The following is a 21,630-nucleotide window of genomic DNA, read 5'->3' as shown; positions in this document are numbered from 1 at the left end:
TGAAAAAGTGGGATAGGCTTCCAGGCTCGTCAATCACAGTGGGATAGGCTTCCAGCCTGTCAATCACAGTGGGATTGGCTTCCAGCCGATCCCACTTGTCCTACCGTTTTGGCGTGATCTCGATCGGCACCAACACCGGGATCGCGGGAGAACTCGGAAGGTTGAGCGTGATCTCCAGATCCGTCTCGCCGGTGCTGACCGAAACCATGGTCGAGATCCGTGTCGCCGAGACGGAGCTTTCGCCACGGGGGCCGCGGACCATCAGTTGATAGTTTCCTTGCGGGACGTTTTTGAGGTGAAAGCGTCCATTTGCATCGGTGGTCGATTGACTCTCACGATCATGATCGACCCAGAAATTTGGGATGACGTCTCGGTCACGGCGGATAGAAACCATCGCCTTGGCGACGGGGCTGCCATCAGCATCAATGACACGTCCGGCGATGGCTTGATCACCGCGGATCAATTCGAAGTCTTTGACGATCAGCTTTCCGTCGCCGGCGGGTTGCGCGTAGTAGCCGATCCCTGATCGGACATTAAGATTCGGAACGCTGCTCAGACTGACGCTGACCCGTTTTCCGGCCGGCACCGAGGCCCGATACACACCTTGGGAGTTCGTCGTGACGAATTGGTGACCGCTGGATTGATAAAACGTCATCGTCCTGCCGTTGGCCGTCCGCTGGACAGGCTTCGTCAGGCTGACCTGCACCCGAGCCCCGGCGACCGGTTCTCCGTCGACCAGCACGCGGCCTTCGACGATCGCGGAGGAATTCAGCACCAAATGGACCACGCCGTCCTTGGCTTCGCTCAGCTTGACCGTGCCGTCGAAGGCGTCGACGTCGCCGAGGTACTTGACGTCGATGAACGCTTTGGGGGACGTCATCCCATTGGGTACCAGCGTGACACGCCCGAGTGAATTCGTAGTCTCGGTCTCGGATCGATCGACGGTGCGAGTCCCCCGGTCGATTTCCGCAGCGTTCGGGCTCGCCGGTACTTCATCACGCAAGATCACCGACGCACCGACGGCGGGACTGCCATCGGGCAGCGACACGATGACCTGGTAGGTGGAAAGCTTGGGGACCACGATCGGTTCCAGCTCGCGAGGAGTAAGGTCCGTGATCGTGATTTTTCGATGGAGTAGCGATTCGGCCTCCTGCTTCGTCATTCCATACGAAGACGAAGGGATCGCGTACCCCGGTTCCCTGGTTGCCAACACCAAGAAATGCTCTCCAAGGGGGAGTTTCAGACTGAATGTTCCATCCTCTTTCGAATTGGCCCCATAGGGCGATGGGCTGTCGAGCGAACGAACCGAGATCCCTTTTACGGGAATTCCCGACGCGTCCACCATCTTCCCCCTGATCGCGACGGCACGTGGAAGCACAACGTTGATCGGCTCTTTCCCTGTCACTTGCCCCTGGGAAAGCTCGATCTGTTTCGACAGAAACGGGGTTTCCTCGGGCGTTACGACAGAAAACTTCATCGGCCGATCGTCGCGATCCAAATAGTCTTTGATCAGGTGCGTCGGGACGCGAAATCGAAAACGGCCCTCCGAATCGGTCTGGTGGCGATCCACGCTGGACGCTGGATAAACGGTGATTTCCGCGATCCCCATCCCTTGTTCGTCGCTTACGTGGCCGTGGAGTGTGTAACCGGGATCGGCGACGATCGTTGCCGGGCTCGCCACGACCTCTCCGCTAGGAAGCCAAGGGTTCGGGCGTTCAAATTCTCCGATCGCGACTTCATCACTGGTGCGAACCGCGGCGAATCCATTCTCCCAGTCATCATGAGCGGCGTGGATCGATGCGATCAAACCGGCGGGAATGTTTTCGAATTCGAAGTAGCCGGATTTATCGGTCGTGGCCCTCGGTGCCAATTGGCTCATCGACAATTCGAATCGCTCCGGAGCGTCCCAGGGGTCGGCCGTCGGAGTGAACAAGCCCGCCAAGTTGACGATCGCCCCGGCAAGGGGTTGGCCATCGGGCGTGACAAAACGGCCGCTGACCGAGTTCGTTGTCGTGAGCTGCAGGGCGACCGCTTCGAGCGGCGTCGGATTTGACTTTTCGATGATCAGCTGCGACGTCGCGACGCCCACGCCCGGCATCGCAGCGACCAACGATCCGACCCAACGGCCGGATCGATCACGTGGAAACGCTGGGGCCTTGAGATGAGAGAACTCAAATTCGCCGCTCGCGTTCGTCTCCACCAGAGCAATCGCGTCTGGAACGCGAATGAGGTTTCGGTCGACTGAGAGCAGATATTTGTTGAGATCGCTGGACGCACGACGCCCGCTTGATTCCCTCAGAACCACCGTTGCCCCAGCAACCGGCTGGCCGTCGGGCGAGAGGACTTTGCCGGAGACACTGACGATCACCGCGACATCCTCCGGCTCGCCCACGATCGGTTTGCACGTCACGATTCTGGCGATCAAATCGTTGTCTTCCGGTCGAATCGGCTCGATCAAGGACGTTGCATCATCTGTTTCCGCTTGAACCGGTTTCGTCGCAGCCGGCTTGGTGTCCTCGGTGGAAGTCTCTTGTGCGACCGAGCGATCCAGCCGCACCGTCGTTGCGACCGCAGTGACGGCCAGCATCGCGACCATCAAACGCAGCGACGCGATCCGCCAACGGGAAAGCCCCGGGACGCCGCCGAGAATCAATCTCAAGCGGTCTTCAATCTCCGCGTGGCGGCTCATCGCGATGGCTGCATGATCCGGCAGACGACGTGTCGCATCAGCGGCTCGAAATCGCGTCACGATGTTCAGCAAACTCTCCGCGTATCGCCCCGAAGTCAGTTCGCCGTCGATCGAAGACGAGTTTTCCAGTACGTCGCGATCGGTCGCCCATTCCCGCGATTCGGTCAATCGCCGATCGACCAGCCAGACGGCCGGATGAAACCAGTAGACCATCAGGTTCACCGACGCCAACAACTGGCCGACGCTGTCACGCCGGCGCACGTGCGTCAGTTCGTGAAGGAGAGTGGATCGGATTTCATGGTCATCCCACGTTTCAAAGTCCGTCGGAACCAAGATGACCGATCGGAACAGCCCAAAGACCAATGGCATCGATGTTTGATCCGTGCGAACGATCGTTGGCGTTTTGGACAAGCCGATCGTCCTCGAAATCTCGTCCGCGGTGTCGACGATCGGTCCACCGACACGCCCTCCCTTCGACGCGGTGCTCCGCAACCGAATCATCCCGACCGACAAACGTAACGCCACGAACGCAAATCCGATCGCGTATGCACATGCGAGTAGGATTCGCATGGCTGCCCCGCCGGACATGAAGTCAGCGGCAACAGACGTTTGGCCGACAACACCCGCTGTTTGCGGAAGCTCCGTTTCTGGAAAGCCGGATGCCGGTCGTGCTGTCGTGGGTGATGCATGCGAAAGTCGATTCGGATGCGTTTGCGATGCACGATCCGCGGGTGTTGAGCTATCGATGGAACCCGCGACGCTTGGCATGACCGGATTGTCTTGCATCGCTGGGTCATTGAGTTGTCCTTCGGCCGGTGTCGTCGCGACCGATCGCGTCGCCAGATCGACTCCGGCGGAAGCCAACGGAATCCGCCACCCACCGACCAGCAGGTGCGCCGGCAGAATCGCCAGCGTCAGACAAACCGCTGTCAGCCAGACGGCATACGTGCGTCCGGCGTCGACGCGTTTGATCCGCGATGCGACCAGCCACGCGATGGCCGAGACGATCGCGACCTGGACGACTACGACCACGCACAGCGACAGAGGACCGTCGATCAACCAGTGATTCATGTGACCGCTCATTGCTTGCCGCCTTTGGTTTGGTGTTGGTTCAACAATCGACGCAGACGTTTGACTTGCTCGTCGCTCAATTCCGTCTTGGGATCGGCAAGGTGCGTGGCGAGGGCGTCTTCCACTGAACCGCCAAAGAAAATCTCCAAGACTTTGCGAAACGCCTTGGCCGCGGCACTCTTGCGCGGCACCGCGGGCAAGTACACGAATTGTTTGCCTTCGCGGCGGTGTTTGACGACGCCCTTGGATTCCAGCGTGCGAAGCTGCGTCCGCACGGTCGCGTTGGCAAGCTCGTCGGGCATCGCAGCGACGATCTCGTTGGCCGTCGGTTCGCCGAGCTGATAGATCACTTCCATGATCTGCCGCTCGCGGCGGGAAAGGTCAGAACGCACGTGATGCTCCGGGGCGAACAGGGCGGTCGAATCCAAGTGTTAGAAATCTAACAAGTTGAAGGTCCGCCGACAAACCTTTTTTGTTATTTTTCTAACATTTGTTGGCCTGCACGCCGTTCATCGGCGTCGCGGCGCTAACCGCGTTTTAATCTCATCGGTGCACTCGAAACATCCATACCGGCACGATGAGTGAGACGCTCATTGACTTGCACGCCGAACGAATTGCGATTTATCCGGGTTCAGGAGAACCGGGGAAAGACCGGGCGACAGAACTCTGTCGGCCTTCACGTGGGCCGGTATCCCGGAGGGATTGCAGCGAGTAGCCGGAGGTCAGCGCAGCGCCACCTTCGGACCATGCCCCCAATTACGCGCCTCGACCCCGGACGGGGTCGCAGCGAATCCCATCACTCCGCCGTACGCAACCGCCGGCTAAACGGAAACCCCCGAGACCGACCGGAAACTCAGGAACGACACACTGGGCGCAAGTCGTTTTCCCAACCAGCCAGATGCAGACAGAAGAGAGGAAAATTTCGGGTAGGGAAAAGGGCTGTTGAAAAATGCCTCGTCCGCAGAAAAGTTGGGTCGAGAGCGTCTTGTCCCAAAACTCGCTCGCAGTCTTGAAGCAGTGACGAAGTAGGAAAACGTCTGGCTCACCACGTCGACAACTGAAATGGCAATCCGAATTCGATCCGATCTGACCGAGGAAGCTGTCGCGTTTTATCGCCGAGAAGCCAGCCTTCCGGCGGGACGCGTCAAGACGTGGAGCGTTTGGCCGCGAAAGAGCTCAAAGAGCACAAAAGGGAAGAACGCTATCCGCGCGCACCTTTTGCGTCCTTTGCGCTCTATTGTGGCTCTCTCTCCTTGCCAGACGTCTGGTGGATTGTGCCGACCGCGTTCTGATCTCATGGGTGCACTTCAAACATCCCAAGGCGCTCGACTCCCAAGGATCGGCGTGAGCGTGCGTTCAATCGGATTCGTCTCTTCGTCAAAGAAAAACACCCTCGGACCACACAACGCGAGTGACGGGGGAGTCATGCGCCGCCGGATCACTCGGGTGGGCCACAAGAGATCAAGACGGCTGCCGAACCATAACGCTGACGACCTACGGCCAGAGGATTCAAGAAGCTGGCGCCAGCCTTGCGTTGGCGAACCTCACGCAACCCCGGCCCACCGTGACCGCGCGTCAACCTTCGAAGCGGAAAGCAATTCGATCAAGTTCAACGGCACGCGTCACCCGGTACGCGAGAAGATTTCAACTCATAAACGCCGACTCGCGTACTCGGATACACGCGATGGTTCTGTCCCGTCATCTGCTGACCTGACGCTTGCCATCATAGTGTATCGCTCGCTGTCGGCCAGCAACCATGTCCCAATCCATTCGATGCGGCGGGCTGAGATAGTGTCGGTATGCGACAGCCATTTGCCGGGCGACCTCAAGGAAGGGCACACCGCCGAACCCCGCCCCCATGGCAGGAAACACCACTGTCTCGATCTGCGTTTGGCTTGAAGCTTTGTGGCGGTAGACCGCAAGAAGCGATGCCCATGTTGCGGCATACACTTTGTCGGTGCCCTCAATTGATCCCGGAACCCGCATTGTTGGAGAGTGAGCAATGAATGGATAGCCAGCAGTGCCAGTGGATTCGATGAATGAGGTGCCGATCGGTTGTTCGCCAAGGTATTCATCCATGATTCGAGCCTGCACGCGACGCATCAATTCGTCACCATGAAATCGAACGACGGCAGCGTCGATGCCAGCATTCATGATTCCGAATGCGTTTGCAGCGGTAACGAAGCAGTCGTGCGGTGGCAAATCCTCGAAACGTGATTGAATGACCGTGACACGTGGTAGTCCTTCGAAGCGATCGCGGAACGCATCGCACATTTCCGCTTCTGGATGAATCAGCCACAAGTCAATCGGTAGTGCCATTGCGTAAAGGTTCTCCAAGTGACAGAACGTCCAACGTTCACCGCGGCACGGCGAACGACATTGCGTTTTCGATTGACGCCGACTCCGTGCCTGCGTGTGCGGGCGGATGGTTCGCGCGTCCGGCCACGACGACAGCCCGAGCCATCGCCGCTCTGTGCCAATGTACCCCATCGGAATCGCCTTGAAAAACTTCACTCCCCTTGTTGGACCGATTTCTTTGTGAAGTCGCGATGAAGCCTGGAGGGCTGGCACAATGCTTGCCGGTGGCGTCAGCCACCGGTATCGAAAGAACGGATTTGCTGAGGCCTGAAAGGCCGGCACAATGGGGCTCCCGGTCCACTCCAAGCCGGGCATTGTGTCGACCCGCTGGGCCTTGGGGATTCCTTTGAATCCACCCCCGATGGCTGACGCCCAATGCCATCTACTTTGGCACGAGAGGTGTTAGCGGAATGGCACGAGTCGTCCGGTTGCGCTTCAAAAACACCGTGAAAGACCGGAGGGCTCGCGCCCTACCGCTAACAAAAACACCCCGCTTGGCGTCAAAGTAGATGGCATTGGGCTGACGCCACCGGCAGACACTTCACCGGCCCTCCGGGCCTAAGACACATCGCCCCGCCAGCCAAATCCGCTCCACCGATCCCTTCGGATTCGGAAACGCTAAGCAGTCACCATTTCGGGCGTCAGTTCGTTTTCCTCGGCCGAGTCGACCGCGCACCTAGCGAACGGTGACGTCAAATGCGAAACCCAGGAAACGGAGGTTCGACGAATTCCGGTGGGCGCCCTTCGGGCCACGATCAAACGACAGCAAATCAATTGCCACAAAAGAACGCGAGAAGACGCAAAAGAAGAAGTGGGCGCTGTCGTCAGACGCCGGTTGTCAGCGTGAACGTTCGGATTCAGCGAGTGCGAGCAGTTGATTCTACGCGAGGTGAAACAGCCGATCGAGCACTTCGTTGCAATCCATGGTTCGTCCATTATTCGGCGTTGCCTTGATTCGTGTCAAGCAAATTGGAATCGCCAGTCCCACGGTCGAATTCAACGAATATGGTTGGGTTAAGTCCTACTCCTACACACGCTTCAAGCAGATCCATATTCGCATTCGCCCCAAAGCCGAAAGTCGAATCGGTTAGCGGCAACACGACATGAAGTGAAAGCAGAAAGTAGTCGACTCCTGGAAAGTTACAACAGCGTCGTAGTTCCTCCTGATTCTTACGGATGAATTCCACCGCTATTGTCTGCTGAGCTTGATAGCCAAGTGCTTCCTCAGTGAGGTAAATGATAAACCCGTCCGTATCTGCCCGAACCATTCCGTGCGACCGCTGTCCGACATTCCACGTCAGTGACGGTATCAACGTTGAACTCCCAATAAACCGTTCGACGTCGAACGAATGCCCGTGAGCGAGTATGTAGAAAAGGTTCATTGAGGATGGCGGAATCACCTTTTGCGACGAACGGCGGTGGTCACCGCGTCGGCGCGATGGACCTGAACTCAAAAACAAACTCGACTCACCGACTGCGGTGCACCGAACCATCGCCGTTGACGGCCAATGTACTCGATCGGAATCATCGAGGGAAATTTCACCCGCCTTGCTGTACCGATTTCTTCTTGAAGTCGCGATGAAGCCCGGAGGGCTGGCACAATGCTTGCCGGTGGCGTCAGCCACCGGTATCGAAAGAACGGATTTGCTGAGGCCTGAAAGGCCGGCACAATGGGGCTCCCGGTCCACTCCAAGCCGGGCATTGTGTCGACCCGCTGGGCCTTGGGGATTCCTTTGAATCCACCCCCGATGGCTGACGCCCAATGCCATCTACTTTGGCACGAGAGGTGTTAGCGGAATGGCACGAGTCGTCCGGTTGCGCTTCAAAAACACCGTGAAAGACCGGAGGGCTCGCGCCCTACCGCTAACAAAAACACCCCGCTTGGCGTCAAAGTAGATGGCATTGGGCTGACGCCACCGGCAGACACTTCACCGGCCCTCCGGGCCTAAGACACATCGCCCCGCCAGCCAAATCCGCTCCACCGATCCCTTCGGATTCGGAAACGCTAAGCAGTCACCATTTCGGGCGTCAGTTCGTTTTCCTCGGCCGAGTCGACCGCGCACCTAGCGAACGGTGACGTCAAATGCGAAACCCAGGAAACGGAGGTTCGACGAATTCCGGTGGGCGCCCTTCGGGCCACGATCAAACGACAGCAAATCAATTGCCACAAAAGAACGCGAGAAGACGCAAAAGAAGAAGTGGGCGCTGTCGTCAGACGCCGGTTGTCAGCGTGAACGTTCGGATTCAGCGAGTGCGAGCAGTTGATTCTACGCGAGGTGAAACAGCCGATCGAGCACTTCGTTGCAATCCATGGTTCGTCCATTATTCGGCGTTGCCTTGATTCGTGTCAAGCAAATTGGAATCGCCAGTCCCACGGTCGAATTCAACGAATATGGTTGGGTTAAGTCCTACTCCTACACACGCTTCAAGCAGATCCATATTCGCATTCGCCCCAAAGCCGAAAGTCGAATCGGTTAGCGGCAAAACGACATGAAGTGAAAGCAGAAAGTAGTCGACTCCTGGAAAGTTACAACAGCGTCGTAGTTCCTCCTGATTCTTACGGATGAATTCCACCGCTATTGTCTGCTGAGCTTGATAGCCAAGTGCTTCCTCAGTGAGGTAAATGATAAACCCGTCCGTATCTGCCCGAACCATTCCGTGCGACCGCTGTCCGACATTCCACGTCAGTGACGGTATCAACGTTGAACTCCCAATAAACCGTTCGACGTCGAACGAATGCCCGTGAGCGAGTATGTAGAAAAGGTTCATTGAGGATGGCGGAATCACCATTTGCGACGAACGGCGGTGGTCACCGCGTCGGCGCGATGGACCTGAACTCAAAAACAAACTCGACTCACCGACTGCGGTGCACCGAACCATCGCCGCTGACGGCCAATGTACTCGATCGGAATCATCGAGGGAAATTTCACCCGCCTTGCTGTACCGATTTCTTCTTGAAGTCGCGATGAAGCCCGGAGGGCTGGCACAATGCTTGCCGGTGGCAACAGCCACCGGTATCGAAAGAACGGATTTGCTGAGGCCTGAAAGGCCGGCACAATGGGGCTCCCGGTCCACTCCAAGCCGGGCATTGTGTCGACCCGCTGGGCCTTGGGGATTCCTTTGAATCCACCCCCGATGGCTGACGCCCAATGCCATCTACTTTGGCACGAGAGGTGTTAGCGGAATGGCACGAGTCGTCCGGTTGCGCTTCAAAAACACCGTGAAAGACCGGAGGGCTCGCGCCCTACCGCTAACAAAAACACCCCGCTTGGCGTCAAAGTAGATGGCATTGGGCTGACGCCACCGGCAGACACTTCACCGGCCCTCCGGGCCTAAGACACATCGCCCCGCCAGCCAAATCCGCTCCACCGATCCCTTCGGATTCGGAAACGCTAAGCAGTCACCATTTCGGGCGTCGGTTCGTTTTCCTCGGCCGAGTCGACCGCGCACCTACCGAACGGTGACATCAAATGCGAATCCCAGGAAACAGAGGTCTGACGAAATCCGGTGGGCGCAGTTCGCTGCGTACTCATTGCGGCATCAGCGTGGTCAAGGGGAACAAGGACCACGCAAAGCCGCCAAGGAATGGGTTCTAATCTTTGCGGCTTTGCGACTTTGCGTGAGCCCCTTCCAGCGAGTACGTCAGCGCACCAGTCAAACCGCCGCAGATCACGTGCCACAAAAAGCACAAGAAGACACAAAAGAAGAAGTGGACGCTGTCGTCAGGCGTGGGGCAGCAGCGTGAACGGCGGTGGTCATCGCGTCGGCGCGATGGACCAGAACTCAAAAACAAACTCCACTCGCCGACTGCGGTGCACCACTTAGTTCACGCGTCCGGCCTCGACGACGGCTTGAGCCATCGTCGCTCGGTGCCAATGTACTCCATCGAAATCGCCGTGGAAACTTTCACTCCCCTCGCTGAACCGATTTCTATGTGGAGTCGGGATGAAGCCCGGAGGGCTGGCACAATGCTTGCCGGTGGTGTCAGCCACCGGTATCGAAAGAACGGATTTGCTGAGGCCTGGAAGGCCGGCACAATGGGGCTCCGGGGCCACGCCAAGCCCGGGCATTGTGTCGACCCGCTGGGCCTAGGGCGTGCCTTTGAATCCTCCCCCGGTGGCTCACGCCACCGGCAGACACTCTACCGGCCCTCCGGGCCTGAAAGCCGCCCTCGTACTCAGCACCGTGGTACTCGTGCTCGTACTCGAATCAACAGGCGTCGGTTTGTCTTCCTCGGCCGAGTCGACCGCGCATCTATCGAACCGTGACATCAAATGCGAATCTCAGGAAACAGAAGCTCGATGAAATCAGAGGAGCGTCCTATGGGTCACGATCCAACGACGGCGAATCAATTGCCACAAAAGAACGCGAGAAGACGCAAAAGAAGAAGTGGGCGCTGTCGTTCAGGGGTTCGCTGTGGGCAACAGCTCCCGTTAGAATATCGGCAGGAGCAAAGCATGGCAAACCATCGGAACAAAGAGATTCGAGCGGCCCTGACGCTGGCCGAAGCCGCCGGATGGACAGTAAAGAAAAGTGGGCCAAGAGCCCATGCGTGGGGTACAATTAAATGTGGATACGGGCACCGTCCCTGCTGGATGGCGATCTACTCGACACCGAAGAACCCCCAGAACCATGCAAAGCAAATTGGACGAAAAGTAGCCGCGTGCCCCGGACCCGATAACTAAAGTGAGCAATCAAATGACGGAATACCGATTTCGAGTGGTGGTACCTCACCAAGTGATGTCCGAACAGCAGATTCTCGATCTGGCGGATAAATTGGCGGCAGCGGGGTGCGATGACGGTCATCTCGCGGGGCATGACGACGGTATCGAAATCGTGTTTGATCGCGAGGCAGAATCACGTGACGAGGCAATGCGTTCCGCAGTGGCACAGGTCGAGCAGTGCGGCTTGGCGGTCAAGCGTGTCGAACTGGATCGCGAGGCCATCACCGCGTAGGTGCTGTCCGGTCGGGGAACGGCGGTGGTCACCGCGTCGGCGCGAGTGACCTGAACTCAAAAATAAACTCAACTCGCCGACTGCGGTGCACCACTTGGTTCCTCGCTGTCATCGAGTGGCAGTACGCAATTATTTTTTTCTCGCGGCCTTTTTCTTCGCGACCTTCTTTGATTGCCGCTTCGTTGCTGCCTTAAGCGACAAGTCATTGTCCCGTAAATATTCGACAACCGCATCGATGCCACGTTCATCGAATTTCAGATCCCATCCATCCCATGCTGGTTGAATCTTTGCAATGAACTTATCGGGTGATTCCGCTAGCAATTCATCCAATTCAACAAGATCTGGAAACGGATTGCCATCACCGTCAACCCAGTATTCCGGCCCCCAAGAATAGCCGTAAAGAATGCACTGTTTTGCGTCGTGATCAATGAGGATAGCCGCTTCCGCGAAAGCGCTGTCCATTAGCTCATCAACTTCTTCCGCCTCATACGTAAGTTCATCGCTGAATTCGTCTGGCCCCTTGGCGGCCCCGTAAATGGCTCCCATTGCTCCGTAGCTGTTGAAATAGGCGACCGCGACCCCATCTTCCACGATGACGTAGTTGGCACGATGGCTCATGAGCATTCATTTTCCGACGAGGAACGCCTGCCGTAACCGGGAACGAACGGAAGACTTTGATTTCAGTTGCCGCGTGATTGAGTGCTCCGGTTCACGGCTTTGTTATCGTGCGTTTCGGTGGGACGTGTGAGCGACAATCAGTGAGCCGACGGGAAAACACTTTGGGTGGATTTGAATCAATGGCGGCGAGAAATTCGTGGCCACAGATCACGATCGAATTGGTTTGCGGGAATCCGTAAACCCCAAAGCGGTGGTCATTTGGAATGAACAGGTAGAAATCGCCGTCGGGAAGAATTGGAACTGCCCATTCATACGGTGCCCCATCTGATCGAAGATTATGAGGATTGAAGCTGTACCAATCATGCTGCCAGTCTATCGCATATATTTCTTCAGTTGGCTCGGTGCATTCACGCAGCGCTTCCAGCATTCGCAGGTTGAGGTCTGTCTCCAATTCGGTGTAATTAGATTCCGATGCGTAGATTACGGATATATCCCATGTCGCGTGCGGTTCAGGTGGCTGGGAGTTGTCTAATGGGTAGCGGATTCGCAATTTTGCCTCGAGTTGCGCGTCCTCGACCGGCGACAGTTGACGCCAGCCCACCTGCTGCAAGTCGGCAGCGCGCCTGTCCATGATTGACCGAAAATGTGCGAACCGCTCATCAGCGGTCGTAAGGTCCGGCGGAGTTTGGTATTGCCATGGCATTGGGTGATTCGGATCAGATGTTCTTGCACGATAACGGTTGCCGTCACCTGGGACGGACGAGTGATTTTCCACTTGTGAAACCGCGCAAGCCGTCCTCAGGTGCACGGCTTGGTTCTGGTTTCCTGCCTTGATCGTACTCGTACTCGTACTCAGCATCGCGGTACTCGTACTCGGTCCCTGCATTGTACTCCACCGGCGATTCGGCCACGGCATCGGATCTCGCGATCAACCGAGTCAGCATCGAAACGATCCGATGAAGCGAACGTTTCAGTTCGTGGTGGCGTTCAACATCCAGTCCATCGGTTGCGGCAAGCACGTCTTGAATTGCGACACATTCCAGCGCCGAGCCACGAGCGATGTCAAGAAATCGACTACGATCTTTGAGGCTTCGCTTCCCGTTGCCCTCGGCGATGTTCAGCGGTATGGATTGAGCGGCGCGAAGCCATTGATCACGAGCGTGGCGATGACAGTCGCTCAAATCTCTCGCGGCGGCGAATGACGAAGCAACGTATTCGATAGAGAAACGGTAAACGTCTAGTCGATCGTGGTCGAAGATGGGTTCGGCACATTGGTGCCCCGAGTCGAGTAGGAGTACGAGTACCGGGCGGCGCCCTGAGTACGAGTACGATTTTCAATGCCAGAACGGCGGTGGTCACCGCGTCGGCGCGATCGACCTGAACTCAAAAACAAACTCGACTCGCCGACTGCGGTGCACCACATGGTTCACGCGTTCGGCCACGACGACAGCCCGTTCCATCGCCGCTGTTTGTCAATGTACTCGATCGGAATCGCCGTGGGAAATCGAGTGTCCCAATCTGCGGTCGGCACTTCAGGCGTCGGTCTGTCTTGAATCGTACTCGTACTCAGCATCGCGGTACTCGTGCTCGTACTCGATCAACAGGCGCCGGTTTGTCTTCGTCGGTCGAGTCGACCGCGCACCTATCGAACCGTGACCTCAAATGCGAAACCCAGGAAACGGAGGTTCGATGACATCCGGTGGGCGACCTTCGGGTCACGATCAAACGACAGTAAATCGCTTGCCACAAAAGAACGCGAGAAGACGCAAAAGAAGAAGTGGGCGCTGTCGTCAGGCGCCGGTTAGCAGCGTGAACGGCGGTGGTCACCGCGTCGGCGCGATCGACCTGAACTCAAAAACAAACTCAACTCGCCGACTGCGGTGCACCACTTGGTTCACGCGGTCGGCCACGACGACAGCCCGAGCCATCGCCGCTGTTTGCCAATGTACTCGATCGGAATCGTCGTGGGAAATCGAGCGTCCCAATCTGTGGTCGGCACTTCAGGGGTTGGTAGTCAGCGTTGGCATCGACTGGCGTCGGTTTGTCTTCGTCGGCCGAGTCGACCGCGCACCTATCGAACCGTGACATCGAATGCGAATCTTAGGAAACGAAGGTTCGATGACATCAGGTGGGCCGAGTTCAGTCACAACGTTCAGCAGCGTGGGCGTCCGGCATCGGTTTGTTTGCCTTCCAGTCGAGTACGAGTAGGAGTACCGGCTGACGCCTGAGTACGAGTACGAGTACGATTTGGGAACGTGAACGATAAGGATCACGCGGCGGCGACGCGAAATCAACCACTTCAAGAACGTCTACTCGCGGCCTCCGTTGCAACCGATGGTTCGTCGGCATCTGTGCCAGTAAAGACGCAAGAACGCGACTCATGATTGTAGCACGATGCCGAACGTGAGTCGTCTATCGATTTTCCGCCGCGGGACGGCGTCGCGTGATTGCATCCGACCGATCGCACGCAGTTGTCCGTAGACGTCGATCAAAACAAATGTCTTTACCACATTGAGGACATGAAACCAGGAGCGAAGGAAGACGATCCCATTCGACCTTCGTTCCCGGGGATAGTGTCAGTTTCACACCACAGCGGGTTAAGTCATGTTTTGCAATATCGGATAATGCATTCCCGCACCATGGGCAGTCCATTGACGCGATCGTGTTTGCCGACTTTCGGTCGCTCCGAATCATGAGAGGTATCGCAACCGCGTACATCGGCAGCGAAAAAATCACGATAACGAGTTCAATTGCTGTGCTGATGATACGCCACAAACGAGCTGTATCCTCTGGGGCATGGAAGGCTTTTCGTGCGACGAACGGTAGGCATAACCGAGTGGCGGCGAACGATTCTCCACTTCAAAAACCACGACTCCGCCACTTCGGTTCATGCCATGGTTCGTCGTGCCGTCATCATAGGAATGACCGCACCTCCGCGGATTCGCTAGTGCCATCAAGATACCTCATCACCTCTATGAAGTCTTCTTCACGCAGGAATCTCGGAACAGTAAAGCCAAAATCATAGAAGACCTTTGCATCGTCGGACATGTCGCGTTGAATACCGAAGGAAAACAGGTGAAACTGCCGCCAAATTATTCGAGTCTCTGGTGCAAACCACCCGGTCGCTCTGAGTTGCTCCTTTGCCAATGTGAAGAGTTTTGGCTTGAGCTTGGGCCAAGACTGGAGCACGTCTTCGGCTGCCTGACGGAGGTGTTTGTAGTCCCGAGAATCTTTCTCAGCCCAAACCGTGACGCCAACTCTTCGGCCTGTGAAGTCTATGTTGCCAAGGTATGCCTGAATTCCGGCATCCCAAGTCAGGCGCTTGATGATCTTGTCACTCAAATCACAAATTCAAGGAAGGTGCAGAATGGCTCGGAAGTCTCGACGAACGGCGGCGATCACCGAGCACCGCCAATGTGGTTTCCATTTGTAAAACCGTCATGCGGTGCTTCGTGTGAATCGCATGGTTCGTCGTGGCTTTGGTGATGTGCGTAACGTGACCATTGTGTCAATCAAATCATGCACTATACGCTACCACCAATCGTCCGAGTATCGCATGCATTGTTCGATCTCTGACTCACTGGGCCTTGCGCCGAAGGCATGGTCAAACGGCGCAGGAGTCACCATGCCTGGTGCTAAACCCGGCCTGGACCACGAACCGTAGCCTTGCCTACTCAGATCGGTGCATCTGCTTGCAGCGACCAACCGGTATTGCGAACCCTGTTGCACCAGAAACCATGCCTTCTGAAAGTCGGCAAACGAATGTTCGATCCGTTTGTCAATCAATTCGATCTTCGTAGTAGCGGGGAGATTGAGGTCATGACGAAGGGACACGGTTAGGTCCTCTGGTCGCCAATGCCACGCGAAGATGACCGCGTAAATCGCCGCCCCGGCCAGCAATGCGTGAATCCCGAATCGTGCGCGTCTCATCAGTAAAGCGTCATTCAATTGCAGTTTTTCATCATTCGACGAACGGTACCGATCACCGAGGACCGGCGGTTGAGTTTCCATTGTCAAAACGCGATGCCCGGTCCTTCGGTGCATCGGATGGTTCCCCGCTTCCTGGCATCACGGGCATTTGCTGCTCCATCGTGTCAAACGCGTCGTTCCAAACCGCCCGCATTCGAGATGTAAGCGTGAAGCACTCGTCATCGCAAGTTGCGTCTATGCAGCACCAATAGTATATCGTGCTCGCGTGAATGTTTGCATCGCGCACAAGCCGGTCATGGATCACGCGCCATTCGGAATCTGTTAGGACCGCCGGAACAATTAGTGTCGCGGGTTTTCGCTGGATGGGGTAGACTTTCCGCGTCTCAATCCACCAGCGAGGGTGCCAAGGATGGCGTTTGTATTCGAAAATCAGCTTGACGATCTGGCTGCCAAGCGAGCAGTCGATTTTTATTCAACCTTGTCCGAAAAGGATCGCCGTCGGTTCGCGGCTGTCGAGGCACAGCGTCTCGGGCGAGGAGGTGTACCGTACATCAGTCAATTACTGGGCTGCTCGACTCGCACCATCGAACGAGGTATCGCTGAGCTCGATCAACTCTCCAATGATCCGGCGAAAGGTAGGATACGGCGGCCAGGTGCTGGACGAAAAAAAAGATCGAAACCGATCCCGACCTCGAAGACAATCTGAACGAACTATTGAGCGTTCGTGTTGGAGGCGATCCTGATGAGCCCGACGTGGTTTACACAAACCTGGCCTCCACTGAAATGGCTGAGAAGGCGGCCGAGGCCGGCACCCCTGTGAGCGACAAGACGGTCTCCGCTTGGCTGAATAGCTTGAAGATCGGTTTTCGAAAAATGATCAAAACTATTTCCGGTGGCTTGTCAGCGGATCGCGAGCAGCAGTTTGATCTCATCGCAGGACATGTGGAGAGCTATCAGGCTGCCGGCAATCCGGTCTTTTCGATCGACACAAAAAGCAAAGAATTCCTGGGCCGTCTTTACCGGGCCGGTCGCATTCGCACCACAGAGCCCATTGAAGCGTTCGACCACGACTTTCCGAGTTGGGCTGATGGCGTTGTGATTCCTCACGGAATCTACGACATCGGACGAAATGCTGGGCACGTCAACATTGGACTCTCTCACGAGACGAGTCGCTTCGCGACCGATAGCCTCAAATGGTACTGGAACCGGATAGGGAAACGTTGTTATCCGGATACCAATTCCATTTTGCTATTGTGCGATTGCGGCGGTAGCAACTCAGCTTCAAAATACATCTTCAAGCACTACCTTCAAAAGTTGGTCGACACGATCGGCATCGAAATTCGGGTAGCCCACTATCCAAGCTACTGTTCAAAATACAATCCGATTGAACGCCGTTTTTTTCCGCATCTTGGACGTGCTTGCTCCGGGATGCTTTTCGATAAGTTGGAAACAGTTGTCAAGTTGATGCGGAACACATCGACTCGGACCGGCCTTCGCACTACGGTCAACGTCTTGCGAGGGTTGTACGAGACGGGTGAGAACGCGACCGCAACAATGAAAGCAGCTCTGCGTACAGTTTTTGACGAACAAATACCGAGATGGAACTATCGATTCTCGCCAATTAACCGACACTAATTGTTCCGGCGGTCCTTAGTCCGTGAAAGTCCAAGGCGTCGTGGGCGGATGCAACTATCAATGCCATCAATGCGAACCGCTCGTCCTCATTAAGACTGAGTGTGTCGTACGCTTCGACAAATTCTCGTAGCCGCTGGCCATCAGAGAGTTCAATCTCCCAGTCTTGCATGTAAGCATCGGCAGAAAATCCGAACACGCCATCAAGCCATTTCCTGGCGTTCGGTACTACAAATCGATCTTTGGGTTCGGGTGGCACCATCGAAGAAAATGTGAAACTCTCTGGTGTCGGGGAACGTCTGCGATCACGCGGTCGCCGCGAGTGATCATCCACTTCAAAAACCACGACTCGGTGACTCGTCGTGCATCGCGTTGTTATCGGCCCATGCAGTCTACCACGTTGGATGCATCAAAGTCGGTCCCTCATCACCATCGACTTGATCCTGGTCTCCAATCTGGTATGCGTCATAATACTCGAGCAAGTCGTCAACACTGTCACTCCCTTGAACAATTAGGGGCTCGACCAGCGTGTCATCAAGGTAGACATGTGGGCCGCAGAGTGCCGCGACGGCCTTCAATACAGAAAAAGCTGTTTTGGGATCGCAGCGATCGAAGACGAATCTAGCGGGTAAATCCAAGTCGTTCGGATCCACGCTGAAATTGATTGCGGCCCAATGTGCACTATCGGAGCACCTTTCGATCTCAACGTAGAATGCGGCACTAAGCACATCATTTCGAACGACCGTGTAGCCCGGAAGAGAACTGCAAATGGCAAGCATCTCATTGGGAGAAGGAAAGCGGTTGTCGTTAGACGGTACCACCCCCGTTGGAAGATGCTCGAACATTCCTGCAGCAGCTTGCGTGAGCGGCTCTGTGATGTAGGTCAAGCTCATGTTTCAACGTGCTGTGTCTGTCCGATAACGGTACCGATCACCCGGTCGCCGCGAGAGATCTTCCATTTTCAAAACGCCCGACTCGGCGACTCGGGTGCATCGGATGGTTCCCCGATTTCTTGCGGCTATGCTTCGCCAGAGTATCCAAGATTCAGCACTCGTTTACCATCCGTACGAACGCTGACACCATGCTCATCCTCAAACTCGGCACCAAAATCAATCAAGGTTCGCGGAATGCCATCATCGGTGTCCGAAGGAAAGATCTCAATTCTAGGCTCATACAGGACAGCAAAAAGGTCTTCCGGTTCCCACATACGGTCACGCTTGAGTCGTTTAAGAAGCACTTCGCGACACGCGAGAGCGACGGTTACAGGATCACGGCTCCACCACATGCCATGTCCTTCGTGGCGACCTGAGTCATCATAGCCCTGTTGTCGCAAGTCATCAAAAAATGTCGTGCAGATGTTTTTCACGAGTTGCTTCTGCGACCGCTTGATCGCCTGAAGCATTTTGATCGCAGCTTGTGACGGTTCGCCATCGTCGTAGATCGCGACAGGAACCTTCTTGGATCGCCTGCGTTTACCGTTTCGGACATACGAGAATACAGCGAAAGCCGGTAATTCGAGATCGGCCTCCCAACGAAGGTCGTCGAACTCTTCGCGTTGGGTAAACGTGCCGAGCGTCTTGTGGCGAAACTGTGTCATGGGGCTAAAGCGTCAGTGCAACGTTGGATCCAAAAGTAGAGTGCGACTCTTTCGGGGAACGAAATGCGATCTATCCGGGCACGGGACGTGCAGGGATAGATCGTGCGTTGAAGTTTGTCGGCTCGACTTGGCCGGGTTCGGGTAGACCGCTATTAGAATAGCTGCAGTTGCCGCGTGCCAGCTCTGGCGTTTGATTCGGGTGCGGTTTCGGGGGCCGTCCGCTCCCTTGCACTTTCAATGCCACTTTTCAGATACCACGCGTACCATTCCGAAAAGCCCTCACCCATTGCCCCGTCCCAAAAGCGAATGTCATCTTTTTCTTGACTCTCGCGGTACCAAAGTGGGCTATCTTTCGAGTCCCGCCGGAAGATTTCGCTCCACGGTCGCTTCTCATACTCGTGCGTCAGACGAAGCGATTCGCTGCCACAGTGCTCACAGCACAACGTCGATTCGGGCTCGGCCTCGACCGAGTCGACTTCATCAGAGAGCAAGTCGAGAGTCCCCGCCTGCGATCGGTCGGCATCGGTGAGTGACGCTCGGCACTTCGCGAGATATTCTTCAGCTTTTGTATTCGACCAGCCTCCAAACTGACGTGTTTTGGTCAACTCTTTTGGCAGAATGTGCAGGCACCAGCGACGGATGAACTCCGATGTCGAGAGAGTGAACGGAACTTGAAGCGATTCACCACCGGTGGTGCGGCCTTCGCGGGCCCAAAATGTGACCTCGTGGTCGTCCGCGGCGATGATGCGGTAGTCACTGATCGGCCCACCGGTCAGATAACGCGTTAAGTAACGAACCACGTGCTCGCCGCGACTGCTTTCGGTCGGAGGGGGTTCGATGTAGCTGACCCATTCCTTTGATTCGAGCTGATCGATCATCTCCTCCCAGGCTTCGTCACCTTGCAGATACGCCAGCGAGCCGTCGAGTTTCAATTTGTCGTTCTTACGAAGACGCTGTAGGTGAGCCACCGCGATCTTCCGAAACGATCTTCGAAGATTGATCGCATCGACGAGGTACTGGCGGTCATCTTCATAGCCGTCGACTTGCGGCGCCCTGGCTTTAATCCAACCTCCATCGCTTAAACTGGGCCCCGCCCCCGGAACCAATGCGTGAACATGCCAATGAGCATCCAGCTTCTGGTTCCAGGTGTGAAGCACCATCAGCGCAGCGAGCTCATATTGCTGTTCTGTTTCAACCGTCTTTTTGAGAGACTTCCAAGCAGAGTGGAACAGCAACTCCGCGATCTCTTGACGATTCGCCAGTGCCATCGTCGAGACCACCTCCGGCAACGTGAAGACGACTTGGTAGTAGTTCACACCGTCGAGGATCAGTTTCGAAGCTCTATCGGAGAAGTTCTGGCGTTTTCCGCCACTACATTGCGGACAGTGCCGATCGCCACAGGAGTTGTGTCGTTTCGTCAGGCGATCACAATCATCACACTGATACCAACGACCACCGAGTGCCGAAGTACGGCAGAGGCTGGTCTTGGCCAACACGCTTTGGACCGTCATGCTGGCTCCCCCGTCGCGGTGCTCGTTGACGTAACGTTCAGCACCGCGACGAATGAGTTGATGGACGGTTAGCTTTTCTTGCCTGAATCGTCCTGTTCGCCGTTCTCCGTCGGCGGCGTGTAAGTCGGAAGTTGCTTGACCGGCAACCAGTCCAGTGGACTCGGGGCACTGTGCAGGTGCTCCCGGCGGCAATGCAGATAGACCATCGTCGTGATGAAGCTCGCGTGACCAAGGAGCTTGCTGATCGTCAACAGGTCCACGCCAGCTTCCAGCAGTCCCGTCGCGTAGGAGTGTCTCAGGACATGAGGATAAATCCTGCGTTTGATCCCCGCCTTCTCCCCTGCATCCTTCATCGCTTTGCGAATCGTGGTGTCGGCGTAGGGTTTTCCCGGAATCTTTCCCGGGAACAACAAGTCGGTCGGCTTGTACTTGAGCCAGTAGATCCTGAGCTCTTTCAAGAGCCTCGGTGAGAGAGGGATCAAGCGTTCCTTTTTGCCCTTCCCATTGGCGACTCGAATCATCATCCGTTTGGAGTCGATGTCGTGGATCCTCAAGTTGGCCGCTTCGGCGAACCGCAGCCCTCCGGAGTAGAGCGTCATCAGAAAGGTTCGGTGTTTCAGATTGGCCGTGCATTGAATCAGCTGGTCGACTTCTTGTCGGCCGAGCACGGTAGGCAGCTTCTTGGGCCGTTTGCCGAAGGGAACCATCGTGACCGGCCAGGGCATGGGCTGGGTGTAGCGATAGTAAAACCGTAAAGCACAAACGGCCTGGTTGAACGATCCGTATGCAAGCTTTCGTTCTCGGATCAGATGGAGCTGGAAGGTTCTAACGTCTTCGACGGTTGCCTGGTCGAGCGGTTTTTGGATAAAGTCGGCAAACTTTCGCACGTGATAGGTGTAGGCGTCGATGGTGGCTTCGGCCATGTTGCGGATCATCATGTCTTCGGCGAGCCGCTTGGTGAGTTTGCAGGTTCGTTTTTTGTGTGACATCACGGTTGCTTGTCCTTGTTGTGAAACAGAGTTCAAAAGAAGTTCGCGCCGCAGCGTGCGGGGAACACAACAAGGGTGCGTCAACGAGCAAAAAGCGCAAGTTAAAACGCCAGGCAAGGCTTAAAGAAAGAGACAGAAAGAACGCCTAGCGCGCACAACTGGCTAACCGCAAAAGCGCCTACAGGCGCGCCGAAAGACAGACACGTTGTGACCCTCACACACTCACCGCACTGACAAGAGAAAACGGTCACGCCAATGAAGTCGCTGCCGATTAAGTTC

General features: G+C 56.0%; 17 protein-coding genes. 4 read left to right on the top strand and 13 right to left on the bottom strand.

Features of this window, described 5'->3' with window-relative positions; translation table 11 throughout:
- Window positions 1-100: 100 nt before the first annotated feature.
- From Enr13x_RS08990 to Enr13x_RS08980, 3 genes are all read right to left on the bottom strand, one after another.
- On the bottom strand, window positions 101-3,760 hold the full coding sequence (locus Enr13x_RS08990) for a carboxypeptidase regulatory-like domain-containing protein (RefSeq protein ID WP_197455884.1): 3,660 nt from the start codon (window positions 3,758-3,760) through the stop codon (window positions 101-103).
- Between the two features lie 8 nt (window positions 3,761-3,768).
- On the bottom strand, window positions 3,769-4,152 hold the full coding sequence (locus Enr13x_RS08985) for a BlaI/MecI/CopY family transcriptional regulator (protein ID WP_145385694.1): 384 nt from the start codon (window positions 4,150-4,152) through the stop codon (window positions 3,769-3,771).
- Window positions 4,153-5,458: 1,306 nt separating this feature from the next.
- Complete coding sequence (locus Enr13x_RS08980; protein WP_145385693.1) at window positions 5,459-6,079, bottom strand: macro domain-containing protein; 621 nt, start codon at window positions 6,077-6,079, stop codon at window positions 5,459-5,461.
- Between the two features lie 962 nt (window positions 6,080-7,041).
- Between Enr13x_RS08980 and Enr13x_RS37795 the strand changes: the two genes are divergently transcribed.
- The 3 genes from Enr13x_RS37795 (at window position 7,042) to Enr13x_RS08970 (ending at window position 11,074) form a co-directional block, all read left to right on the top strand.
- The gene (locus Enr13x_RS37795; RefSeq protein ID WP_197455571.1) at window positions 7,042-7,209 is read left to right on the top strand and encodes a hypothetical protein; all 168 of its coding nucleotides are present in this window, start codon (window positions 7,042-7,044) and stop codon (window positions 7,207-7,209) included.
- A 1,219-nt stretch (window positions 7,210-8,428) separates the two neighbouring features.
- The gene (locus tag Enr13x_RS37790) at window positions 8,429-8,596 is read left to right on the top strand and encodes a hypothetical protein (protein ID WP_197455571.1); all 168 of its coding nucleotides are present in this window, start codon (window positions 8,429-8,431) and stop codon (window positions 8,594-8,596) included.
- A 2,220-nt stretch (window positions 8,597-10,816) separates the two neighbouring features.
- Window positions 10,817-11,074 carry a hypothetical protein gene (locus Enr13x_RS08970; RefSeq protein WP_145385691.1) on the top strand — a complete coding sequence of 86 codons (258 nt, stop codon included), beginning with the start codon at window positions 10,817-10,819 and terminating at the stop codon, window positions 11,072-11,074.
- A 129-nt stretch (window positions 11,075-11,203) separates the two neighbouring features.
- Here the strand turns inward: Enr13x_RS08970 and Enr13x_RS08965 are convergent, their stop codons facing one another.
- The 5 genes from Enr13x_RS08965 to Enr13x_RS08950 all read right to left on the bottom strand — a co-directional run bounded on the left by Enr13x_RS08965 (window position 11,204) and on the right by Enr13x_RS08950 (window position 15,034).
- A complete protein-coding gene (locus Enr13x_RS08965; RefSeq protein WP_145385690.1) occupies window positions 11,204-11,692 on the bottom strand; it encodes a hypothetical protein in 489 nt (162 codons plus the stop codon).
- Between the two features lie 91 nt (window positions 11,693-11,783).
- Entirely contained in the window at window positions 11,784-12,551 is a 768-nt protein-coding gene (locus Enr13x_RS08960; RefSeq protein ID WP_145385689.1) for a DUF2716 domain-containing protein, read from the bottom strand.
- Window positions 12,439-12,912 (bottom strand): four helix bundle protein, encoded by a 474-nt coding sequence (locus Enr13x_RS08955; protein WP_231744394.1) that lies wholly within the window; start codon window positions 12,910-12,912, stop codon window positions 12,439-12,441. Before Enr13x_RS08955 ends, Enr13x_RS08960 begins: the two co-directional genes overlap by 113 nt.
- A 206-nt stretch (window positions 12,913-13,118) precedes the next feature.
- Window positions 13,119-13,265, bottom strand: a complete 147-nt coding sequence (locus Enr13x_RS37785) for a hypothetical protein (protein ID WP_197455883.1) — start codon at window positions 13,263-13,265, stop codon at window positions 13,119-13,121.
- Window positions 13,266-14,605: 1,340 nt separating this feature from the next.
- The gene (locus Enr13x_RS08950; protein ID WP_145385688.1) at window positions 14,606-15,034 is read right to left on the bottom strand and encodes a hypothetical protein; all 429 of its coding nucleotides are present in this window, start codon (window positions 15,032-15,034) and stop codon (window positions 14,606-14,608) included.
- A 1,302-nt stretch (window positions 15,035-16,336) separates the two neighbouring features.
- Between Enr13x_RS08950 and Enr13x_RS08940 the strand changes: the two genes are divergently transcribed.
- Entirely contained in the window at window positions 16,337-17,257 is a 921-nt protein-coding gene (locus Enr13x_RS08940; protein WP_231743739.1) for an ISAzo13 family transposase, read from the top strand.
- Here Enr13x_RS08940 and Enr13x_RS08935 read toward each other — a convergent pair.
- From Enr13x_RS08935 to Enr13x_RS38840, 5 genes are all read right to left on the bottom strand, one after another.
- Window positions 17,244-17,516, bottom strand: a complete 273-nt coding sequence (locus tag Enr13x_RS08935; RefSeq protein WP_145385687.1) for a hypothetical protein — start codon at window positions 17,514-17,516, stop codon at window positions 17,244-17,246. The genes Enr13x_RS08940 and Enr13x_RS08935 overlap by 14 nt on opposite strands.
- A gap of 130 nt (window positions 17,517-17,646) precedes the next feature.
- Window positions 17,647-18,147, bottom strand: a complete 501-nt coding sequence (locus tag Enr13x_RS08930; RefSeq protein ID WP_145385686.1) for a hypothetical protein — start codon at window positions 18,145-18,147, stop codon at window positions 17,647-17,649.
- A gap of 125 nt (window positions 18,148-18,272) precedes the next feature.
- On the bottom strand, window positions 18,273-18,851 hold the full coding sequence (locus tag Enr13x_RS37780; RefSeq protein WP_197455882.1) for a hypothetical protein: 579 nt from the start codon (window positions 18,849-18,851) through the stop codon (window positions 18,273-18,275).
- 152 nt (window positions 18,852-19,003) lie between these two features.
- Complete coding sequence (locus tag Enr13x_RS08920; RefSeq protein ID WP_261344197.1) at window positions 19,004-20,416, bottom strand: IS91 family transposase; 1,413 nt, start codon at window positions 20,414-20,416, stop codon at window positions 19,004-19,006.
- Between the two features lie 14 nt (window positions 20,417-20,430).
- On the bottom strand, window positions 20,431-21,351 hold the full coding sequence (locus Enr13x_RS38840; protein ID WP_231743777.1) for a tyrosine-type recombinase/integrase: 921 nt from the start codon (window positions 21,349-21,351) through the stop codon (window positions 20,431-20,433).
- Between the last annotated feature and the right edge of the window lie 279 nt (window positions 21,352-21,630).

This window comes from Stieleria neptunia, assembly GCF_007754155.1.
Taxonomy (GTDB): Bacteria; Planctomycetota; Planctomycetia; order Pirellulales; family Pirellulaceae; genus Stieleria; species Stieleria neptunia.
The sequence above is the reverse complement of the archived record's forward strand: the minus strand, read 5'-3'. Positions and strand labels throughout refer to the sequence as shown.

What these genes read in the sequence shown, in the direction of transcription:
- Enr13x_RS08935 (WP_145385687.1), bottom strand. Translation starts at nt 17,516, where the DNA reads ATGGTGCCACCCGAACCCAAAGATCGATTTGTAGTACCGAACGCCAGG.
- Enr13x_RS37780 (WP_197455882.1), bottom strand. Translation starts at nt 18,851, where the DNA reads ATGACACAGTTTCGCCACAAGACGCTCGGCACGTTTACCCAACGCGAA.
- Enr13x_RS37790 (WP_197455571.1), top strand. Translation starts at nt 8,429, where the DNA reads ATGGTTCGTCCATTATTCGGCGTTGCCTTGATTCGTGTCAAGCAAATT.
- Enr13x_RS08970 (WP_145385691.1), top strand. Translation starts at nt 10,817, where the DNA reads ATGACGGAATACCGATTTCGAGTGGTGGTACCTCACCAAGTGATGTCC.
- Enr13x_RS37795 (WP_197455571.1), top strand. Translation starts at nt 7,042, where the DNA reads ATGGTTCGTCCATTATTCGGCGTTGCCTTGATTCGTGTCAAGCAAATT.
- Enr13x_RS08960 (WP_145385689.1), bottom strand. Translation starts at nt 12,551, where the DNA reads ATGCTGAGTACGAGTACGAGTACGATCAAGGCAGGAAACCAGAACCAA.
- Enr13x_RS37785 (WP_197455883.1), bottom strand. Translation starts at nt 13,265, where the DNA reads ATGCTGAGTACGAGTACGATTCAAGACAGACCGACGCCTGAAGTGCCG.
- Enr13x_RS08980 (WP_145385693.1), bottom strand. Translation starts at nt 6,079, where the DNA reads ATGGCACTACCGATTGACTTGTGGCTGATTCATCCAGAAGCGGAAATG.
- Enr13x_RS38840 (WP_231743777.1), bottom strand. Translation starts at nt 21,351, where the DNA reads ATGTCACACAAAAAACGAACCTGCAAACTCACCAAGCGGCTCGCCGAA.
- Enr13x_RS08930 (WP_145385686.1), bottom strand. Translation starts at nt 18,147, where the DNA reads ATGAGCTTGACCTACATCACAGAGCCGCTCACGCAAGCTGCTGCAGGA.
- Enr13x_RS08990 (WP_197455884.1), bottom strand. Translation starts at nt 3,760, where the DNA reads ATGAATCACTGGTTGATCGACGGTCCTCTGTCGCTGTGCGTGGTCGTA.
- Enr13x_RS08965 (WP_145385690.1), bottom strand. Translation starts at nt 11,692, where the DNA reads ATGAGCCATCGTGCCAACTACGTCATCGTGGAAGATGGGGTCGCGGTC.